Raw genomic sequence first — 16,507 nt, 5'->3', positions numbered from 1 at the left:
AACACAGTACGCAGTTAATCTCGCCTTTCGCCTTTATCAATCCAATCGATATGCTCTGTTTTGATGAGGTTTGCATGTTTGGATAACGGGTAATCACATACAGCAGAGACAACTTTTTGAAATGATGGCTTTAGCTGACTGGTAGAAACGCCGTTTAATCGAAATAAGAGATAGTTGCTTCACACATTTAGTTAATTAATAAAAACATATGGTTATAAGTTAAAGGTTGCGTTAAACGGGGAATGCACCTCGATAGTTTTGTTTTGCACTAATCTTAATGACTACGGGAGTGGTGGTAAGTTCAAGTGTTACGCTTGCGATTTAAATGGAGAACGATTGTCAAAACAGGCATGGATTGACTGTGGGTAGTCGCAGTTGTGATTTTGAACAATATTCAGTCAATAATAAAAATAATTAACTTTTAAAAACACCTTTTACATATTCTTCAATATTCTATACCATTATCCGAAATAAGAATTTTTATTATTTGCATTAGTTTTGGAGTGATCGGTGAGACTTAAACAATCAGTACTCTGTGTATCAGCAGCGTTGCTACTTACCCAGACAGCAATGGCGCAAAATGTCGAAGAAAAAGAAGAAAATATTGAACGCGTTACGGTGCGCGGTGCCTTTTTCGGCCAGCAGGCAGCCGCGGGTGTGAAAACTCCCACATTACTTGTTGATGTGCCTCAATCTGTTTCTGTTGTAAGTGCAGAGCAAATTGCGCAGCAGGCGCTTTTCAGTGTAGCTGACGTGATGCAATACACCCCAGGAGTCAGTATTGGCTTGGGTGAAGATCACCGTGATCAAATTACTATTCGCGGTCAAAACACAACGGCGGACTTCTTCGTCGATGGACTGCGTGACGACGTACAGTATTTCCGCCCGCTTTATAACCTTGAGCGTGTAGAAATCCTTCGTGGTGCCAATGCGTTGTTGTTTGGTCGCGGTGGCGGCGGCGGCGTAGTAAACCGTGTGACTAAAGTGGCGGAAACAACTGAAGACTTCACGCGTCTTAGTGCAGCAATGGATACCTTTTCTGCGGGCTCTATCAGTGTAGACACCAATAAAGTCATCGATGACAATCAAGCGTTTCGTTTTAATGGCGTGTTTGACACCATCGATAATCATCGTGATTTTAAAGACGGTGAGCGTTTTGCGCTTAATCCTACTTACACATGGGTCGTAAATGACGACACTACCCTAGTCACTTCCTACGAATACGTAAACGATGACCGTTTAGTGGACCGTGGCGTACCATCGTTAAACAATGCACCACTTGAAGGGCATCGCGATACCTATTTTGGTAACCCAGATTTCAACAATACCACCCTTGAAGCACATATCGCCCGCGCGCGCATCGATCACACGCTGAGTGAAAACTGGAGTGTAAACGGTACATTGCAGTTCGCGGATTACGACAAAGCCTATCAAAACCTTTATCCCGTTAACTTTAATGCCGATACGGTGGAAGTGACACTTGATGGCTACCGCGACACCACATCACGGGAAAACGTGTTAATGCAGTTGAACCTTATCGGTCAATTTACCACAGGTGACATTGAGCATACCGTGCTAACCGGGTTTGAATATGGCAGCCAGGACACCAGTAATGCCCGTCGCGATGCGTTTTTTGAAGTGAGTCAGGACGATCAGGTGACATTTGCTTTCACTGATCCACTGGTTATTCCTTCTATGACATTAACATCGCCAGTGCGTGATAGAGCGTCAGACGTTACTTTTGCGTCTGCCTTTGTTCAGGATGAAATTAAACTGAATGACAACTGGATTGTGGTAGCCGGCTTCCGCTACGACAATTTTGATATTGATGTAGTTGATACTATCGAAGTGGCAAACGGCAGTGACGACGGTAACAATGGCTTATTAGCCAGTTCAGATTCGCAAGTGTCGCCTCGTGCTGGTTTGATTTATAAGCCGAGTAAAAATATGAGTTTGTATGCCAGCTACAGTAAGTCTTTCTTACCGCGCTCTGGCGATCAGTTTCTCACGTTATCACTTAGCAGCGCTGCCTTAGACGCTGAAGAGTTTGAAAACAAAGAAATCGGTATTAAGTACAATGTGACTGATAAACTGAGTTTAACTGCTGCAGCCTTTGAAGTAGAGCGCGAAAACGGTACTGCACTAGACCCAAATAACCCTGAACGTTCAATTTTAACGGGCACACAGACCAAAGGTTTTGAAGTACAGATCGTTGGTGAACTGACCGACAAATGGTCTATCAACGCAGGGTACAGCAACCTCGATGGTGAGGAAATGGGGCGGGTGGTTAACGGTAGTTTGGCTAACCGTGAATTGGCGCAACTGCCTGAGCACATGTTAACGCTCTGGAACCAATACGCGCTCAACGAGCAGTGGCGTGTAGGGTTGGGTCTTATTCACCAGTCTGAGCAGTACGCCACCCTGAGCAATACCACTGAACTACCTAGTTTCACTCGCGTTGATGCCGCAGTTTATTACGACTACAGCGAAGACTTGAGTGTTCAACTTAACGTAGAAAACCTGTTTGATAAAGACTATTTCCCGTCAGCGCATAACAACGACAACATTGCCACGGGCGAACCTCTTAATGCACGTATCAGTGTGCAATATCAATTCTAAGTCATGAAACTAAGTTGTTGGGCGATTAAATAAAGCCGGACGGTAAGTAAATAATGAAAGGCGGCCTTTTGGTCGCCTTTTTACATTGGCTTGTCAGTAAGCGCTTGTTATTTACTTTTAGGTGTATATACTTACAGGAACTGTATGAACAGACAGGTCTTTTATGCGCCCACTCACAGCTCGACAATCAGAAGTTTTAGAATTAATTAAAACGACTATGCAAGAAACGGGTATGCCGCCTACACGGGCGGAGATTGCTCGTGAACTTGGCTTTCGCTCCGCTAATGCGGCAGAAGAACATTTAAAAGCATTGGCGCGTAAGGGCGTTATTGAAATTCTTCCAGGAACGTCTCGAGGAATTAAATTAAATATTCCGTTAGAAGATGATACTCAGGAAGAAGAAGGTTTACCGCTGATAGGCCGAGTGGCGGCGGGTGAGCCGATTCTTGCTCAGGAGCACGTTGAATCGCATTATAAAGTTGACCCCGCTTTGTTCCAACCTCAAGCTGATTTCCTGTTGCGCGTAAACGGTATGAGTATGAAGGATATCGGTATTTTAGACGGTGATTTGCTTGCTGTTCACCGCACTACAGATGTTCACAACGGACAGGTTGTGGTGGCCAGAGTCGATGAAGATGTAACAGTCAAACGACTTGAAAAACGCGGTCGTGAAGTGCTACTTCATGCAGAAAACGAAGAGTTTTCGCCTATTCGCGTTGATTTGGCTACCGAGCATTTTGCCATTGAAGGGATCGCAGTAGGCGTGATCAGAAATGGCGACTGGATGTAAAGTTTTATGACCTTTAAGCAAAAGCGGCGTACAAGCCGCTTTTTTTTCGAGTTAACTTTGCAATTTTAATTACTCGCTAAGGGAGTTTGCTTGAAATTTCTGCGCAACTAGCGAAAGTTATTTTGGCTAATATTTCCTTAATAACAGCAATAACACATATTATTTTTAATGCCATGCTAGAGGTGTCTTTTTTAGGCCTTCTGTTTGAAATTTTACAAAAACACCATCTTACCTACTGATATTTTGAGCAATATTACTGCACATATTGCCCTGCCTACGTTCAAAATAGCCGTTTGAATATCTTCAAGTGATAAGCCTTATCACGCTAAATATTGTATTTTCTATTCGGTGAACCAGAGATTAACTTTGCTTAATTATTGAGCACTTCGTCAAAATTTTAACAGAAAAGACTAGACGGCACGTCATTATTGCGCAATTCTTATACAGAGATTAACAAAATAATAACAATGACTCTAAACTTGTTTTACAAGTTGCGGTTATGGGTCAATCGTTCGCAAACCATCTGGTAGGGACAGCGCGCAACAACATTTGGCGTTAATGGTTCTACCATTACGGAGGTGCTGAGTGAAACAACTTACGACCGTCATCGCAAAAGGATTGGCCAGTCTGATGCTTTTGTCCTTTTCATTTTCTCTGTTCGCACAGGAGGTGGTTGAAGAGAATTCTTCCCTTAACCTGCGGCGAGGTGCCACTGACATAAGTGGCCAAGTGTATGATTTGCATATGCTTATGTTCTTCATCTGTGTAGGAATAGCCGTAGTTGTGTTTGGGGTCATGTTTGCCTCAATGTACCTGCATCGAAAATCCCGCGGCGCTAAGCCGGCCAATTTTCACGAAAACGTAAAAGTGGAAATTGCCTGGACAGTTATCCCCTTCCTCATTCTTATTTTTATGGCTATTCCAGCGGCGAATACCTTGATAGCCATGGAAGATACTTCCGAGCCAGACATGACAGTACTGGTTACGGGTTCGCAGTGGAAATGGCACTACAAGTACATGGATAGCGACGTTGAGTTTTATTCACTGCTGGCTACCCAACGGGAGCAGATTGAAAACAAGTTCGAAAAAACCGACAACTATCTGCTAGAGGTCGATCGCCCTCTGGTTATTCCTACGGGTCAAAAAGTACGTTTTCTCATTACTTCAGACGACGTGATTCATTCATGGTGGGTACCTGACTTTGCCGTGAAAAAAGATGCCAACCCCGGTTTTATCAATGAAACATGGGCTAAGGTGAATGAACCCGGTATATACCGCGGTCAATGTGCGGAGCTTTGTGGAAAGGATCACGGGTATATGCCTGTGGTGGTCATTGCAAAAGAACCCGCTGAATTTGAAGCATGGATGAATGAGCAGGAAGAACGGGTTCGTTTGGCGAAAGAGGAAGAGCAGCGTCTATTGTCGATGAATATGTCAATGGATGAACTCATGAAAGAAGGGGAACGCGTTTACAACGCAACCTGTGCAGCGTGCCACATGCCAAATGGCGAAGGCCTTCCTGGGGTTTTTCCTGCCCTTAAAGGCAGCAAAATGGCATTGGAAGATCAGCAGGGCCATATCGATATTGTATTGCACGGAAAAGCAGGAACCGCCATGCAGGCTTTCGGCAAGATGCTGAGTTTAAAAGAAATTGCCGCTGTTGTGACCTACGAACGTAATGCGTGGGGGAACAATACCGGCGATATGGTGCAGGCAAAAGATGTTAATGCTGTGGCTACAGGAAACTAGGAGCGAATTATGAGCAAAGCAACTGAGGTCATGTCGCCAGATTCATCTGTGCACCACGACGACCACGACCATCACGATCACATTCCAAAGGGCATTACCCGCTGGCTATTTACGACTAACCACAAAGATATTGGCACGTTGTACCTGTGGTTCGCCTTCATCATGTTTTTGGTGGGTGGGGCGATGGCTATGGTTATTCGCGCTGAGTTGTTTCAGCCGGGTTTACAGATAGTCGATCCTAACTTCTTCAATCAGATGACCACGGTACATGGGTTGATCATGGTTTTTGGTGCTGTCATGCCGGCATTCACCGGTCTTGCCAACTGGTTAGTACCCATGATGATTGGTGCACCGGATATGGCGCTGCCACGAATGAATAACTGGAGCTTTTGGATCCTGCCGGGCGCCTTTCTAATACTATTGAGCTCTCTGTTTATGGAAGGGGGCGGTCCAGCGTTTGGGTGGACATTCTATGCGCCGCTTTCAACTACTTACAGTGGTGATTCTACGGGCTTGTTTGTGTTCTCAGTGCACATAATGGGGATCTCATCCATTATGGGGGCAATCAACGTTATCGTGACCATTTTTAATATGCGTGCGCCTGGTATGACGTGGATGAAAATGCCTCTATTTGTGTGGACATGGCTGATTACCGCGTTTTTGCTTATTGCCGTTATGCCGGTATTGGCAGGGGCGGTTACCATGGTGCTTACCGATAAGTTCTTTGGTACCAGCTTCTTTGATGCTGCGGGTGGCGGTGATCCTGTGATGTTCCAGCACATCTTCTGGTTCTTCGGGCACCCTGAAGTGTACATTATGATATTGCCAGCCTTTGGTATCATTTCACAAATTGTACCTACTTTTTCACGCAAGAAACTGTTCGGTTACGCTTCGATGGTTTATGCCACGGCGTCTATCGCATTGCTTTCTTTTGTGGTGTGGGCTCACCATATGTTTACCACGGGGATGCCAGTGTACATGGAGATGTTCTTTATGTTCGCCACTATGCTGATATCTGTGCCCACCGGCGTGAAGGTCTTTAACTGGGTGGCCACCATGTGGCGAGGCTCGTTGAGTTTCGAGATGCCAATGATGTTTGCGATTGCCTTCATTGTGCTGTTTACCATAGGGGGGTTATCTGGATTGATGCTGGCCATTACACCGGTAGATTTCCAATATCACGATACGTATTTCGTGGTCGCACACTTCCATTACGTACTGGTCACTGGTGCTATCTTCTCGATTATGGCTGCCGTTTACTATTGGTTACCTAAATGGACCGGGAAGATGTATGACACCACCTTGGCCAAGTGGCATTTCTGGTGCTCACTAATTTCAGTTAACGTGTTGTTCTTCCCTATGCATTTTGTAGGGTTGGCCGGTATGCCTCGTCGTATTCCTGACTATGCGTTGCAGTTTGCCGATTTCAATAAGTGGATTAGTTTAGGTGGCTTTGCGTTTGGCTTGTCACAGCTGATTTTCCTCGCGCTGCTTATCAAAGCGTGTAAGAAGCAAGGTGAACCAGTTTCCGCTCAGGTGTGGGAAGGTGCAGAAGGCTTGGAATGGGAGATCCCCTCGCCTGCGCCATATCACACGTTTGAAACACCACCTGTGGTGAAGTAATTGGCACATTTTACAGGAGCGGGTGTAATCGCGTGCTGTGGTATAGGCTACGGGTTCACGCAACCACATCCGCCCCTTGTTAAAGACGGCCGGTAGGGGGCGCTAATGTCACAGTTAAATGCTAATAACAAAATGGTTTTGAAGTTAGTGGGTATCGTGATTGGCATGTTTGGCTTTGGGTTTGCACTTGTACCTTTATACGATGTGTTTTGTGATGTGACGGGTATTAATGGCAAAACTGAAGGCACGGCGGCGGTTTATCAATCTGTTGAGGTTGATAACTCCAGAGAAGTGACAGTGGAGTTTATTACCCGCACAAACTCAGGAATGCCATGGGAGTTTCGCGCGGAAACTAAGCGGATAAAAGTGCATCCCGGTGAGTTAAATACCGTTTCTTTCTACGTGAAAAATCCGGCTTCCAGCAATATCGTGGCGCAAGCGATCCCTTCAGTATCGCCCGGCACGGCAGCGTTGTACCTTAATAAAACAGAGTGTTTCTGTTTTAACCAACAACCCCTAGATGCAGGGAGCGAAGCGTACATGCCCATGCAGTTTTATGTGGATCCTCAGCTTCCAAAAGACATTACGTATTTTACTTTGCAGTACACACTCTATGACGTCACAGCGAGAGCCAGTGACCTAACGACTAAACCGAATCCCTTTATGGTAAACACACCTCAGTCAGGTGAATAGGCATAGGGACAAGGAGAGAAAAAATGCAGCAAGAATATCAAAAATATTACGTACCCGCGCAAAGCCCCTGGCCTATCGTGGGTGCAGTGGCGCTGTTCCTCATTGCCGTAGGAGCGGGTAATTTTGTGGTGGAAGCAACCAGAGGAGAGTCTGGTTATGGCGGCCACATTCTGTTTACCGGCATTGCCGTTTTACTTGTCATGCTTGTCGGATGGTTCAAAAATCAAATTGATGAGTCTATGGCCGGCCTTTATAGCGATCAGCTAGGCCGTTCTTATCGACAAGGAATGAGTTGGTTTATCTTTTCTGAAGTCATGTTCTTTGCGGCATTTTTTGGCGCTTTGTATTATGCCAGATTTATTGCCGTACCTTGGCTAGGTGGCGATTCAAACAACGCGATGACAAATGAAGTGTTGTGGCCTTCCTTTGAGGCGATGTGGCCCCTTGTCAGCACACCTGGCGGTATTACTACGCAGGAAATGAGTGCAGCGGGCTTACCCACTATTAACACCGTTATACTTTTAGTGTCGTCAGTAACCCTTCACTTTGCGCATGTAGGTTTAGAGCAGAATAAGCGCAAACAACTTACTTTGATGCTCGGGGTAACCATACTGTTGGGTTGCGGCTTTTTATTCCTGCAAGTTGAAGAGTACATTCACGCCTATCAAGAACTGGGTTTAACGCTTCAGTCTGGCATATACGGCAATACATTCTTCATGCTGACAGGTTTCCACGGTATGCACGTGACCCTGGGTACCATAATTCTTATCGTATTATTTTTCCGAGTATTAAAAGGGCATTTTACCCCTGACAATCACTTCGCATTTCAAGCCGGGAGCTGGTACTGGCACTTCGTCGATGTGGTATGGGTGATGCTCTATATCTTTGTTTACGTACTTTAACAATATTGCGCCAAACCTTAATAAGGTCGGGGGTTTGGCGTAATCAATCCGGTACCAATAGCAATTAAAATTATAACGACAATAATGACTGAGGTAAGGACACGGCGACCGATATATTTGCTCATAGGCCCATTTTTAGGATCGTTTTTCATCATCACCCGCATGGCAAGAAATAAATTGACGATCATATAAATGACGAGTGCGACAAGGATTATTTTTATCAACATAACGACCTCTGTTTTTATTATTGGTTTTCGTAAGGCTTGCTAAGTATGGCTTCACGTTTTGGCACATGGTTACCTTATTTACTCACTGGCATCAGTGTGGCAGTAATGTGTGCTTTAGGCGTTTGGCAACTTGAACGCATGGTTCAAAAGCAACAGCGTTTAGCTAGCATAGCGCAAAAGCAAGCTAATGGAAGACTGAGTTTACTTGAAGCCTTGTCTCACACAGAGCCAAGAGATTTAGAGGTTAACTTTCAAGGTGTTGTCGATCGTTCACAGGTGTTGTTGCTGGACAATCAAATCCACAACAAGCGCATAGGGTTTGATGTATTGGCGCCAGTAAACACCAATGCGGGATGGCTATTAGTCAATTACGGATGGGTGCCTGCTCCCGATTTAACGCGCAGTTTGCCCGATGTGGAATTAGAACAACAGGTCGCAATGTACCAAGGCGTTGTGACTATTCCTGGCCACAACCCATTTATTCAAGACAGTAATGAAGGGAATACGGCTTATCCGGCGGTTATTCAAGAAATTAGTATCGATACACTTAGTCAGCGGCTGGGTTACTCCTTACTCCCTTTTGTAATTCAACTTACTACGGAAGATCCCTTATTCGTGCGGGACTATCAACCCGTGGTGATGTCTCCAGAAAAGCACCTAGGCTACGCAGTTCAATGGTTTGGCTTAGCCATTGCTGCAGCTGCTATTGGTGGTTTTGCGATTAGTAAAAAAGGACGTAGCAATGACTGATGTCGCTCCCCAAAATAACTTTGCTTCAAAGAAAACCCTGTTGATGATGGTTGGGGTATTTGTGATACCCGTGATTATGGCTAAGCTGGCATTAGACAATGATTGGTTTAATAAAGCGGCGACGAACAAAGGGCAATTGCTGACGCCCACGATCAATATGGATGCGGTACTGGCTGATACACAACCTAAGTGGCGTTTGCTTTATGTTATACCTGCACAGTGTGACAACAGTTGCGAGAATGCACTGTTCAGTATTAATCAAGTATGGCTCGCGTTAGGCAAGGAATCTGATCGCACCGAGGCCTTGGTCATAACTACTGATCAAAGCGATAGCGCTGCACTTAACGCACTGTCTGAATACCCGCATGTGGCAACGTTAAACAGTGCCAAGTTGCCACAACTTGACAGCAATAGTGTCTACATTGTCGATACGCAAAACAATGCCATGCTTTTCTATCATATGAAGGACGACAGGAAAGATGCCGTGATGGAAAGTCGCAATATGCTGGCAGACATTCGCAAGCTTCTGAAACTGTCTCGTATAGGGTAAGTACGATGAGAAAATTAACCTTATTCAGTATTTTTCTCGCCGCGGTGGTTATTATACTAGGTGCATATACCCGACTTACAGATGCTGGCTTAGGATGCCCAGATTGGCCAGGTTGCTACGGCCACGTCACAGTACCATTGAGCGAAGAAAAAGTAGCTGCGGCAAACGCGGCATACCCGGAACGTCCTGTAGAAGCCGCTAAAGCATGGAACGAAATGATCCACCGCTACTTTGCTGGCACCTTAGGCTTATGTGTACTTGCCATCGCGGTACTGGCTGTGAAAGGACGACATAACGGGACACCCGTTAGGTTGCCTGTTGTATTGTTGTGCCTAATTATTTTTCAGGCAGCACTAGGTATGTGGACCGTCACCCTTAACCTGTTACCCGTGGTGGTGATGGGGCATTTACTGGGCGGCTTTAGCGTATTGGCGTGTCTGTTTATTCTCTATTTAAGGTTACGCGACCATCAACCTGACGCTGTTACATTTAAGCATAGTAATTCCGTGCCGTTAGATGACGTTGAAAAAATATCGCACACTCAACACAAACTACGTCGCTTTGCGTTAGTTGGCGTGGCCATTGTGGTGGTACAGATTGCCCTGGGAGGTTGGACATCGGCTAACTATGCGGCGCTGGCATGTACCGAATTACCCATTTGTGAAAGTGGCTGGCAAGAGAGGCTTGATGTTGTTGGCGCCTACAGTGTGCCAGAAGCAGAAAACTATGAATTTGGTGCTCATGATTATGGTGAGCGAGTTACCATGCATATACTTCACCGCGCCGGTGCGTTGGTTACCTTTGTTTACATTGTGGCGCTCGGCATTAGCGTGCTATTCAGTCAACGTACATCAGCCCCCATCAAACGAATTGCCCAGTTTGTACTTGGCAGTTTAATCCTTCAGGTGGCGTTAGGAATAAGCAATGTAGTGTTTATGTTACCTCTAGGGGTTGCCGTACTGCACAATGCCGTTGCTGCCATACTGCTGCTTTCATTACTGGCATTAGTTTATTATTTAACCCCACTGAGTAACAGGCGCTCTGTATCTATTTTTGGGGGCCAGCGCCACGCGAAGGTGGGCAACTCACCTATCGTTATGGCTGCAAATGCATCTTCTGCTTCTTATTCTTCTCATTCGATCACTAAAGCGTCTGGAGGTTTCCATGGCTAAATCCGTTTCTTTGCACGCCCGTAGTGCCCGTTCTTCTCAAGCAGTTTCGTGGCGGGACTACTATGAAATGACCAAACCCAATGTGGTCATGTTGTTATTGCTTACTGCGCTTGTGGGAATGTGTTTAGCTACCGCCAATTGGGTTGATGCAACAATATTAGTTTGTGGGTTGGCGGGGATTGGTATGTTGTCAGCCTCTGCAGCGGTAATTAATCATGTGGTTGACCACAAAATAGACAGCATGATGGCGAGAACGTTTAACCGTCCTGTGGCAAAAGGAAAAGTGAGTGTCGCCAACGCCCTGTGGTTTGCTTTTGCTCTTGGCGTAGTAGGATTTGCGATATTGGCACTGTTTGTCAATATGCTTACGGCGTGGTTAACCTTAGCGAGTTTAGTCGGATATGCATTTATCTACACGATGTATTTAAAGCGCGCTACACCCCAAAACATTGTTATTGGCGGTTTAGCGGGTGCAGCCCCTCCTATGCTTGGTTGGACCGCAGTAACCGGAGAACTTCACGCCCATGCGTTACTCTTGGTTTTAATCATTTTTACTTGGACACCGCCCCACTTCTGGGCGCTCGCTATCCACCGAGAAAAGGATTATGCAAAAGCGAAAGTCCCCATGTTACCTGTGACACATGGCGTGGCATTCACTAAGACTTGCGTGTTGCTTTATACCGTATTATTACAGTTGGTGTGCTTGTTACCGTATTTAGTTGGCATGAGCGACTTGATTTATCTTGTCGGTTCCACTGCCCTTAATGCGGGTTTCCTGTATTATGCGCTGAAACTAAAGTTTGCCGCCGATAGTCAAACGGCGATGAAAACTTTTAAGTTTTCTATCATTCATCTCATGGTATTGTTTGTGGTACTACTCTTGGACCATTACATACCATTAAGTTTATGAATCAGCGGATAATAGTCGGTGTCGCAGCCTTTATTGCACTTTGCGCCGGTATAGTCGGAGCGCTTTATATCGCTCCGCCTGGCTTTAAATCAAAGCTAGAACCTCAGTACTTTCAGTCCTACCCCGAGCCAAGAGCGCTTGCGCCTTTTGAGTTAACCGATCATCAGAGTAACCCCTTTACTCGCTCATCATTAATGGGGCAATGGAGTTTGGTTTTCGTCGGCTATACGTTTTGTCCTGACATTTGCCCTACTACCATGGCTGAATTAAATGCCATTTACCCCCAACTTCAACAAATAGATAGCGACATGCCCATTCGGGTAGTTTTTGTTTCTGTAGACCCTAAGCGAGACTCAATAAGTAGACTTTCTGAATATGTGAGCTATTTTAATAAAGAGTTTATTGCAATTACGGGTGAACATAAGTCGCTATTTCCATTTGTACGAAATTTAGGCATGATGTATGCGATAGCGGAAAGTACCGATAACCCAAATTATTTAGTTGACCATAGTGCGTCTGTCGTACTTATCGACCCCGAAGCACGGGTGATAGGAAGATTTAAGCCAAAAAGAGAGCCAGGAAAGCTGTCGATAAGTGATTCTCAGCAAATACTGGAAGATATGCCAGTGATAATCTCGAAGTAGTAAAATGGATATCAAAATCAGGCAGGGTGCGGCGTCTGATGTCGCACAAACAGCACCACTTATTTTAAGTGCTGCTGAGTCATTACTTACTTGTATTTTCGACGAAAGCCGAGATAAAACCGCTGACGGTTACCTTTCCCATGCGTGGCAATTAGGCGGTGGGCAATATGGATATAAAAATCATTGGGTCGCGGTGCAGGGGGAGCGAGTATTGGGAGTGGTCACATCGTGGCATAGTCGATTAGGCGTGCAATTTGACCGAGCGACGTTAGACAGTATTACCTCTTATTTCACTCTCGACGAGGCCATTATGGTGCTAATGCGCAACCAAACGGTGGCAGTTGGTCTCACTCCGCCTACGAATACCGAGTTGATGGTGGGGCATCTTGCTGTAAGTGAAGACAATCAACGCAATGGGATCGGTTCTTTACTGATTGACACCATGCAACGCCGTGCAGAAAAGCTGAAGAAGCGCAAACTAGTGCTTGATGTTGAAATTGCTAATATAGCTGCCATTCGCTTTTACCAACGACTCAATTTTACCGAAGAATCCATTAATAAAGGTTTTATTCGGTTTGCTCGCCCGGTATAAACCCCGTACCTTCCGATCAACAGCCCCTAGTTTAATCGGGATAACGACCCTCTTCATTTGCGACGAAAAAGGGGACTGAATACCAATAATATCGCCCCTTTTGATGTAATGACGGTGCAGTACAGTTTACCCTTGACCTGCCGATGGGTAGCGGTTTATCTAAAGAAAATGCCACTGTATTGTGAGTGACCTTGGTAGCAATTTTTTCTCCACCAAAAAAGCAAGTGACCTGAGCAAGTCTAATGTCTTCGCTGTCGATTGTGAGTGTTACGGGGTCGTCTAACTGGCGCTGGAAAAGGCGTGGCTCACTGTGTGTAGCATGGCTTACAGGCATGGCCAGGCTATTGAGTTTGGTTTTTAACGTGTCTAGGTTGGCGTAGATGCCCGCAGCGGGATAGCGAGGTAGTGCTTGTTTGTCGCTGTATGGACCAACTGCACCGGAGTGTTGACCAAACCCAATGTACCCATTCTTTTTTAGTTTTTCTGTCAGTGCTTGATTGAACTCGCCAAAGGGGTAAGCAAGATAATGTAAATTAACATCCAGTTTGGTATTAATTATTTCTTGTGCCGAAGTCACGTTATGCCACACATTTTCAATCCAGGCCGTGTGCCCTAATTTTTGCTCATCATTGAGCATGTGTAAGTGATCCAGGGTGTGATTGGCGAAAGTCACCCCTTCACTATGCATCAATTTTACTTGCTGCCAGGTAAGCTGCTGAGGTCCAACATCTATTTCGCCAGGGTTAATAAAGATAGTGTAGGGAAATCCCATTTCGACTAATACGGGATGAGCATTTTCAAAAATATTGGCATAACCATCATCAAAGGTGATAGCGACCGCTTTGTCGGGCAATGGTGTATTGTCTTCAAGTGCCTTGACTACTTCTTGAAGCGATACGATATGATGGTTTTCCTTCAAGTATTGCATATGGGCGACAAAATTTGTCGGCGAAATACTGGTACTGGGTGGGGTCTTATCTGACACGTGGTGATAGAGCAATATTACGGCATTTGGCGTGTTCGATGTCGGTTGGGCTTCAGTCTCTTGTGCTTTGACTAACGACGAATTGGCAAAGTAACTTCCAATCAGTGCAAATACAACACTAAAAAACCGCCCACCGACTCGCTTATTGCCAAGAGTGAATAGTGTTGCAAAGATGTGTGCCGCGCGCGGTGCGAATCGCGTTTTTTCCATTGATTGCCTCTTTAAATTGATCAGAATCTGTTGCCTTGCTTCTAATGACTTAACGCATACCCAAAAGATCAACGCGCGCTAGCATGGTAAACTAATCTCACCATGCCCTTTTATAACTGTCGTCACGCGACTGAGATCAGCTAATGGTTCGCTTTTCACATCCACAGCACTCTATTTTTACCGATCATGGACGTCTCTTAGCATTGGCAGTGCCCATGATTTTGGCCAATATTACCACACCTTTGCTCGGGTTGGTGGACACTGCTGTTCTGGGACATATGGTGCTACCGGCTATGTTAGCCGGCGCCTCAATCGGGGCACTTATTCTGACTCAAATTTATTGGGTGTGCGGATTCTTGCGTATGTCCTCTACCGGACTAAGCGCGCAGGCCAAGGGGAGTGAAAACGCCCTTGAACAATCGGCAAAAGTGCTTTGGCAAACTATTGCGGTAGCAGGATTACTCGGCCTCGTGGTGGTCGTGTTGCAAACCCCTATTTTAGCGGTGGGGAAAAGTCTTGCTCAACCCAATGGCGAAGTAGGTCTTCACATGCAAGCCTATTTTAGTGTGCGGGTGTGGGGAGCGCCAGCGGCCATGCTTAATCTCGCGTTGGTGGGGTGGCTGGTAGGACAGCAGAAGACGAAAGCCGTGATGACCATTCAAATTGTAGGTAATCTTCTCAATGCATTTCTGGACTTATTATTGGTCTTTGGCTTTGATCTTTCCGTCACTGGAGTTGCGTTGGCCAGCGTAATGGCAGAATACTCAATGGCGATAATGGGGCTGGTTGTTGCCTTGCAACTAGTTAAAGGTGTCAGTCTGCGCAAAGCCTGGTTTAACTCCGCAGCCCGTAAAGTTCTGCTAAAACTCAATGGTGATATGTTGCTGCGCAATCTTGCGTTACAGCTGTGTCTCGCATTCTTAACCATTCAAGGCGCCCGTTATGGCGAAGTCCCTGCAGCGGTCAATGCAATTTTGATGCAGTTTTTTGTACTTATCGCGTTGGGACTAGATGGTATTGCCTATGGTGTTGAGGCGTTGGTGGGCGAAGCTAAGGGCGCAAACAATCACAGCGAAATCAGGCGACGTACCTATCAGGGTTTACTTTGGTCCACGCTAATAGCAGCGATATATAGCCTGATATTTTATAGTTTCGGAGACGGGATTATAGGTCTACTAACGGAACATGGTGTAATTGTGACGGCAGCGCTGCCCTACTTGCCCCTTATGGTGCTACTTCCACTAGTGGGACACTGGTGCTTTCTTTACGACGGTGTATTTGTCGGATTAACCCGCGCAAGCATTATGCGCAATACCATGATTATCAGCGCGTTTGGCGTATTTTTTCCCGTGTGGTATTTCACACAACAGGTTGGAAACGAAAGTTTGTGGTATGCATTGTTGGCTTTTTTACTCGCGCGGGGAGCCACACTGGCGTGGTCTTTTCATCAACTCGATAAACAAGGGAGACTAGCGGAGAAACGGTGAACGAGTGCATCCCACAACCGAAACTGTTGGGCAGGATAGATAGGGCTTTTAGGTAGGCCTACATCCCGTTTTTACGATTGAAATTGGAACGCGTCCACAAATGAGTAATACTGTCGTAGGCCTTAGCAGTTTGTTCTGGCGACATGGTCAGTCTCTTTGTGGAAGCGTTATCGTACTTAGCGCAAAGGTGTTATTTTACGACGTGCGTCGCACACAGTTTATTGCCAGCCGGATCACGTAAATAGGCAAGATAGAGTTGGCGCGTTGCATTGCCACGTACACCTGGCGGATCTTCGCAAGCCACACCACCATTGTCACAACCTACCTTGTGCCACTTATCAACAAGCTCAGGAGTACGTGCCGCTAAACCTAACGTTGTGCCGTTTCCGTGAGTAGCGGCTTCACCGTTAATTGGTTTGGTTAGGGCTAAAATTCCTTTAGGCGTATAGTAAAAAACGCGGCCGTATTCATCGTAAACGCCTTCATCGTAACCCAATACACCCAGGATCGCGTCATAGAATTTCTTTGAGGCGGCTAAGTCATTGGCTCCAAGCATAACGTGGCTAAACATAGTTGTGTCCTTTTGTTAAATTTACCTTTCCAT

16 protein-coding genes are annotated in these 16,507 nt (G+C 45.8%); 13 read left to right on the top strand and 3 right to left on the bottom strand.

All coding sequences use genetic code 11. The features are described 5' to 3' along the window. The first annotated feature begins 510 nt into the window (after nucleotides 1–510). The 6 genes from ACMCM8_RS16315 (at nucleotide 511) to ACMCM8_RS16290 (ending at nucleotide 8,376) form a co-directional block, all read left to right on the top strand. Complete coding sequence (locus ACMCM8_RS16315) at nucleotides 511–2,619, top strand: TonB-dependent receptor (RefSeq protein ID WP_412723640.1); 2,109 nt, start codon at nucleotides 511–513, stop codon at nucleotides 2,617–2,619. A gap of 163 nt (nucleotides 2,620–2,782) precedes the next feature. Then, on the top strand, nucleotides 2,783–3,409 hold the full coding sequence (gene lexA / locus ACMCM8_RS16310; RefSeq protein ID WP_412723639.1) for a transcriptional repressor LexA: 627 nt from the start codon (nucleotides 2,783–2,785) through the stop codon (nucleotides 3,407–3,409). Nucleotides 3,410–3,994: 585 nt separating this feature from the next. Beyond that, entirely contained in the window at nucleotides 3,995–5,158 is a 1,164-nt protein-coding gene (gene coxB / locus ACMCM8_RS16305; protein WP_412723638.1) for a cytochrome c oxidase subunit II, read from the top strand. Nucleotides 5,159–5,167: 9 nt separating this feature from the next. After that, nucleotides 5,168–6,781 carry a cytochrome c oxidase subunit I gene (ctaD, locus tag ACMCM8_RS16300; RefSeq protein ID WP_412723637.1) on the top strand — a complete coding sequence of 538 codons (1,614 nt, stop codon included), beginning with the start codon at nucleotides 5,168–5,170 and terminating at the stop codon, nucleotides 6,779–6,781. 105 nt (nucleotides 6,782–6,886) lie between these two features. Next, nucleotides 6,887–7,474, top strand: coding sequence for a cytochrome c oxidase assembly protein (locus ACMCM8_RS16295; RefSeq protein ID WP_412723636.1), 588 nt, complete (start codon nucleotides 6,887–6,889; stop codon nucleotides 7,472–7,474). Between the two features lie 23 nt (nucleotides 7,475–7,497). Next, complete coding sequence (locus ACMCM8_RS16290) at nucleotides 7,498–8,376, top strand: cytochrome c oxidase subunit 3 (RefSeq protein ID WP_412723635.1); 879 nt, start codon at nucleotides 7,498–7,500, stop codon at nucleotides 8,374–8,376. Nucleotides 8,377–8,393: 17 nt separating this feature from the next. On the opposite strand, the gene ACMCM8_RS16285 is transcribed toward ACMCM8_RS16290, so the two are convergent. After that, nucleotides 8,394–8,603 carry a DUF2909 domain-containing protein gene (locus ACMCM8_RS16285; protein ID WP_412723634.1) on the bottom strand — a complete coding sequence of 70 codons (210 nt, stop codon included), beginning with the start codon at nucleotides 8,601–8,603 and terminating at the stop codon, nucleotides 8,394–8,396. 45 nt (nucleotides 8,604–8,648) lie between these two features. Between ACMCM8_RS16285 and ACMCM8_RS16280 the strand changes: the two genes are divergently transcribed. Genes ACMCM8_RS16280 through ACMCM8_RS16255 form a run of 6 tightly spaced genes read left to right on the top strand, consistent with a single transcriptional unit; the run spans nucleotide 8,649 to nucleotide 13,221 of the window. Beyond that, a complete protein-coding gene (locus ACMCM8_RS16280; protein ID WP_412723633.1) occupies nucleotides 8,649–9,353 on the top strand; it encodes an SURF1 family protein in 705 nt (234 codons plus the stop codon). After that, nucleotides 9,346–9,903 carry a hypothetical protein gene (locus ACMCM8_RS16275; protein WP_412723632.1) on the top strand — a complete coding sequence of 186 codons (558 nt, stop codon included), beginning with the start codon at nucleotides 9,346–9,348 and terminating at the stop codon, nucleotides 9,901–9,903. The genes ACMCM8_RS16280 and ACMCM8_RS16275 overlap by 8 nt, the downstream gene beginning before the upstream one ends. A gap of 5 nt (nucleotides 9,904–9,908) precedes the next feature. Further along, nucleotides 9,909–11,075: a COX15/CtaA family protein gene (locus tag ACMCM8_RS16270; protein WP_412723631.1), complete on the top strand. Its 1,167-nt coding sequence runs from the start codon at nucleotides 9,909–9,911 to the stop codon at nucleotides 11,073–11,075. Then, nucleotides 11,068–11,985, top strand: a complete 918-nt coding sequence (gene cyoE / locus ACMCM8_RS16265) for a heme o synthase (RefSeq protein WP_412723630.1) — start codon at nucleotides 11,068–11,070, stop codon at nucleotides 11,983–11,985. Before ACMCM8_RS16270 ends, cyoE begins: the two co-directional genes overlap by 8 nt. Continuing rightward, nucleotides 11,982–12,629: an SCO family protein gene (locus ACMCM8_RS16260; RefSeq protein WP_412723629.1), complete on the top strand. Its 648-nt coding sequence runs from the start codon at nucleotides 11,982–11,984 to the stop codon at nucleotides 12,627–12,629. Before cyoE ends, ACMCM8_RS16260 begins: the two co-directional genes overlap by 4 nt. Nucleotides 12,630–12,633: 4 nt before the next feature. After that, nucleotides 12,634–13,221, top strand: coding sequence for a GNAT family N-acetyltransferase (locus ACMCM8_RS16255; protein ID WP_412723628.1), 588 nt, complete (start codon nucleotides 12,634–12,636; stop codon nucleotides 13,219–13,221). 31 nt (nucleotides 13,222–13,252) lie between these two features. Here the strand turns inward: ACMCM8_RS16255 and ACMCM8_RS16250 are convergent, their stop codons facing one another. Beyond that, complete coding sequence (locus tag ACMCM8_RS16250; RefSeq protein ID WP_412723627.1) at nucleotides 13,253–14,416, bottom strand: polysaccharide deacetylase family protein; 1,164 nt, start codon at nucleotides 14,414–14,416, stop codon at nucleotides 13,253–13,255. Between the two features lie 143 nt (nucleotides 14,417–14,559). Between ACMCM8_RS16250 and ACMCM8_RS16245 the strand changes: the two genes are divergently transcribed. Then, complete coding sequence (locus tag ACMCM8_RS16245; RefSeq protein ID WP_412723626.1) at nucleotides 14,560–15,903, top strand: MATE family efflux transporter; 1,344 nt, start codon at nucleotides 14,560–14,562, stop codon at nucleotides 15,901–15,903. 190 nt (nucleotides 15,904–16,093) lie between these two features. On the opposite strand, the gene ACMCM8_RS16240 is transcribed toward ACMCM8_RS16245, so the two are convergent. Beyond that, nucleotides 16,094–16,474 carry a VOC family protein gene (locus ACMCM8_RS16240; RefSeq protein ID WP_412723625.1) on the bottom strand — a complete coding sequence of 127 codons (381 nt, stop codon included), beginning with the start codon at nucleotides 16,472–16,474 and terminating at the stop codon, nucleotides 16,094–16,096. Nucleotides 16,475–16,507: the final 33 nt, after the last annotated feature.

This window comes from Alteromonas sp. D210916BOD_24 (assembly GCF_047159385.1).
Classification (GTDB): Bacteria; Pseudomonadota; Gammaproteobacteria; order Enterobacterales; family Alteromonadaceae; genus Alteromonas.
Note: the sequence above shows the minus strand (reverse complement) of the source record. Positions and strands in the feature narration are given on the sequence as shown.

Excerpts from the sequence above, each read along its gene's own strand:
- lexA (WP_412723639.1), top strand. The coding sequence starts at position 2,783 with ATGCGCCCACTCACAGCTCGACAATCAGAAGTTTTAGAATTAATTAAA.
- ctaD (WP_412723637.1), top strand. The coding sequence starts at position 5,168 with ATGAGCAAAGCAACTGAGGTCATGTCGCCAGATTCATCTGTGCACCAC.
- ACMCM8_RS16295 (WP_412723636.1), top strand. The coding sequence starts at position 6,887 with ATGTCACAGTTAAATGCTAATAACAAAATGGTTTTGAAGTTAGTGGGT.
- ACMCM8_RS16290 (WP_412723635.1), top strand. The coding sequence starts at position 7,498 with ATGCAGCAAGAATATCAAAAATATTACGTACCCGCGCAAAGCCCCTGG.
- ACMCM8_RS16285 (WP_412723634.1), bottom strand. The coding sequence starts at position 8,603 with ATGTTGATAAAAATAATCCTTGTCGCACTCGTCATTTATATGATCGTC.
- ACMCM8_RS16280 (WP_412723633.1), top strand. The coding sequence starts at position 8,649 with ATGGCTTCACGTTTTGGCACATGGTTACCTTATTTACTCACTGGCATC.
- ACMCM8_RS16275 (WP_412723632.1), top strand. The coding sequence starts at position 9,346 with ATGACTGATGTCGCTCCCCAAAATAACTTTGCTTCAAAGAAAACCCTG.
- ACMCM8_RS16270 (WP_412723631.1), top strand. The coding sequence starts at position 9,909 with ATGAGAAAATTAACCTTATTCAGTATTTTTCTCGCCGCGGTGGTTATT.
- cyoE (WP_412723630.1), top strand. The coding sequence starts at position 11,068 with ATGGCTAAATCCGTTTCTTTGCACGCCCGTAGTGCCCGTTCTTCTCAA.
- ACMCM8_RS16260 (WP_412723629.1), top strand. The coding sequence starts at position 11,982 with ATGAATCAGCGGATAATAGTCGGTGTCGCAGCCTTTATTGCACTTTGC.
- ACMCM8_RS16255 (WP_412723628.1), top strand. The coding sequence starts at position 12,634 with ATGGATATCAAAATCAGGCAGGGTGCGGCGTCTGATGTCGCACAAACA.
- ACMCM8_RS16250 (WP_412723627.1), bottom strand. The coding sequence starts at position 14,416 with ATGGAAAAAACGCGATTCGCACCGCGCGCGGCACACATCTTTGCAACA.
- ACMCM8_RS16245 (WP_412723626.1), top strand. The coding sequence starts at position 14,560 with ATGGTTCGCTTTTCACATCCACAGCACTCTATTTTTACCGATCATGGA.
- ACMCM8_RS16240 (WP_412723625.1), bottom strand. The coding sequence starts at position 16,474 with ATGTTTAGCCACGTTATGCTTGGAGCCAATGACTTAGCCGCCTCAAAG.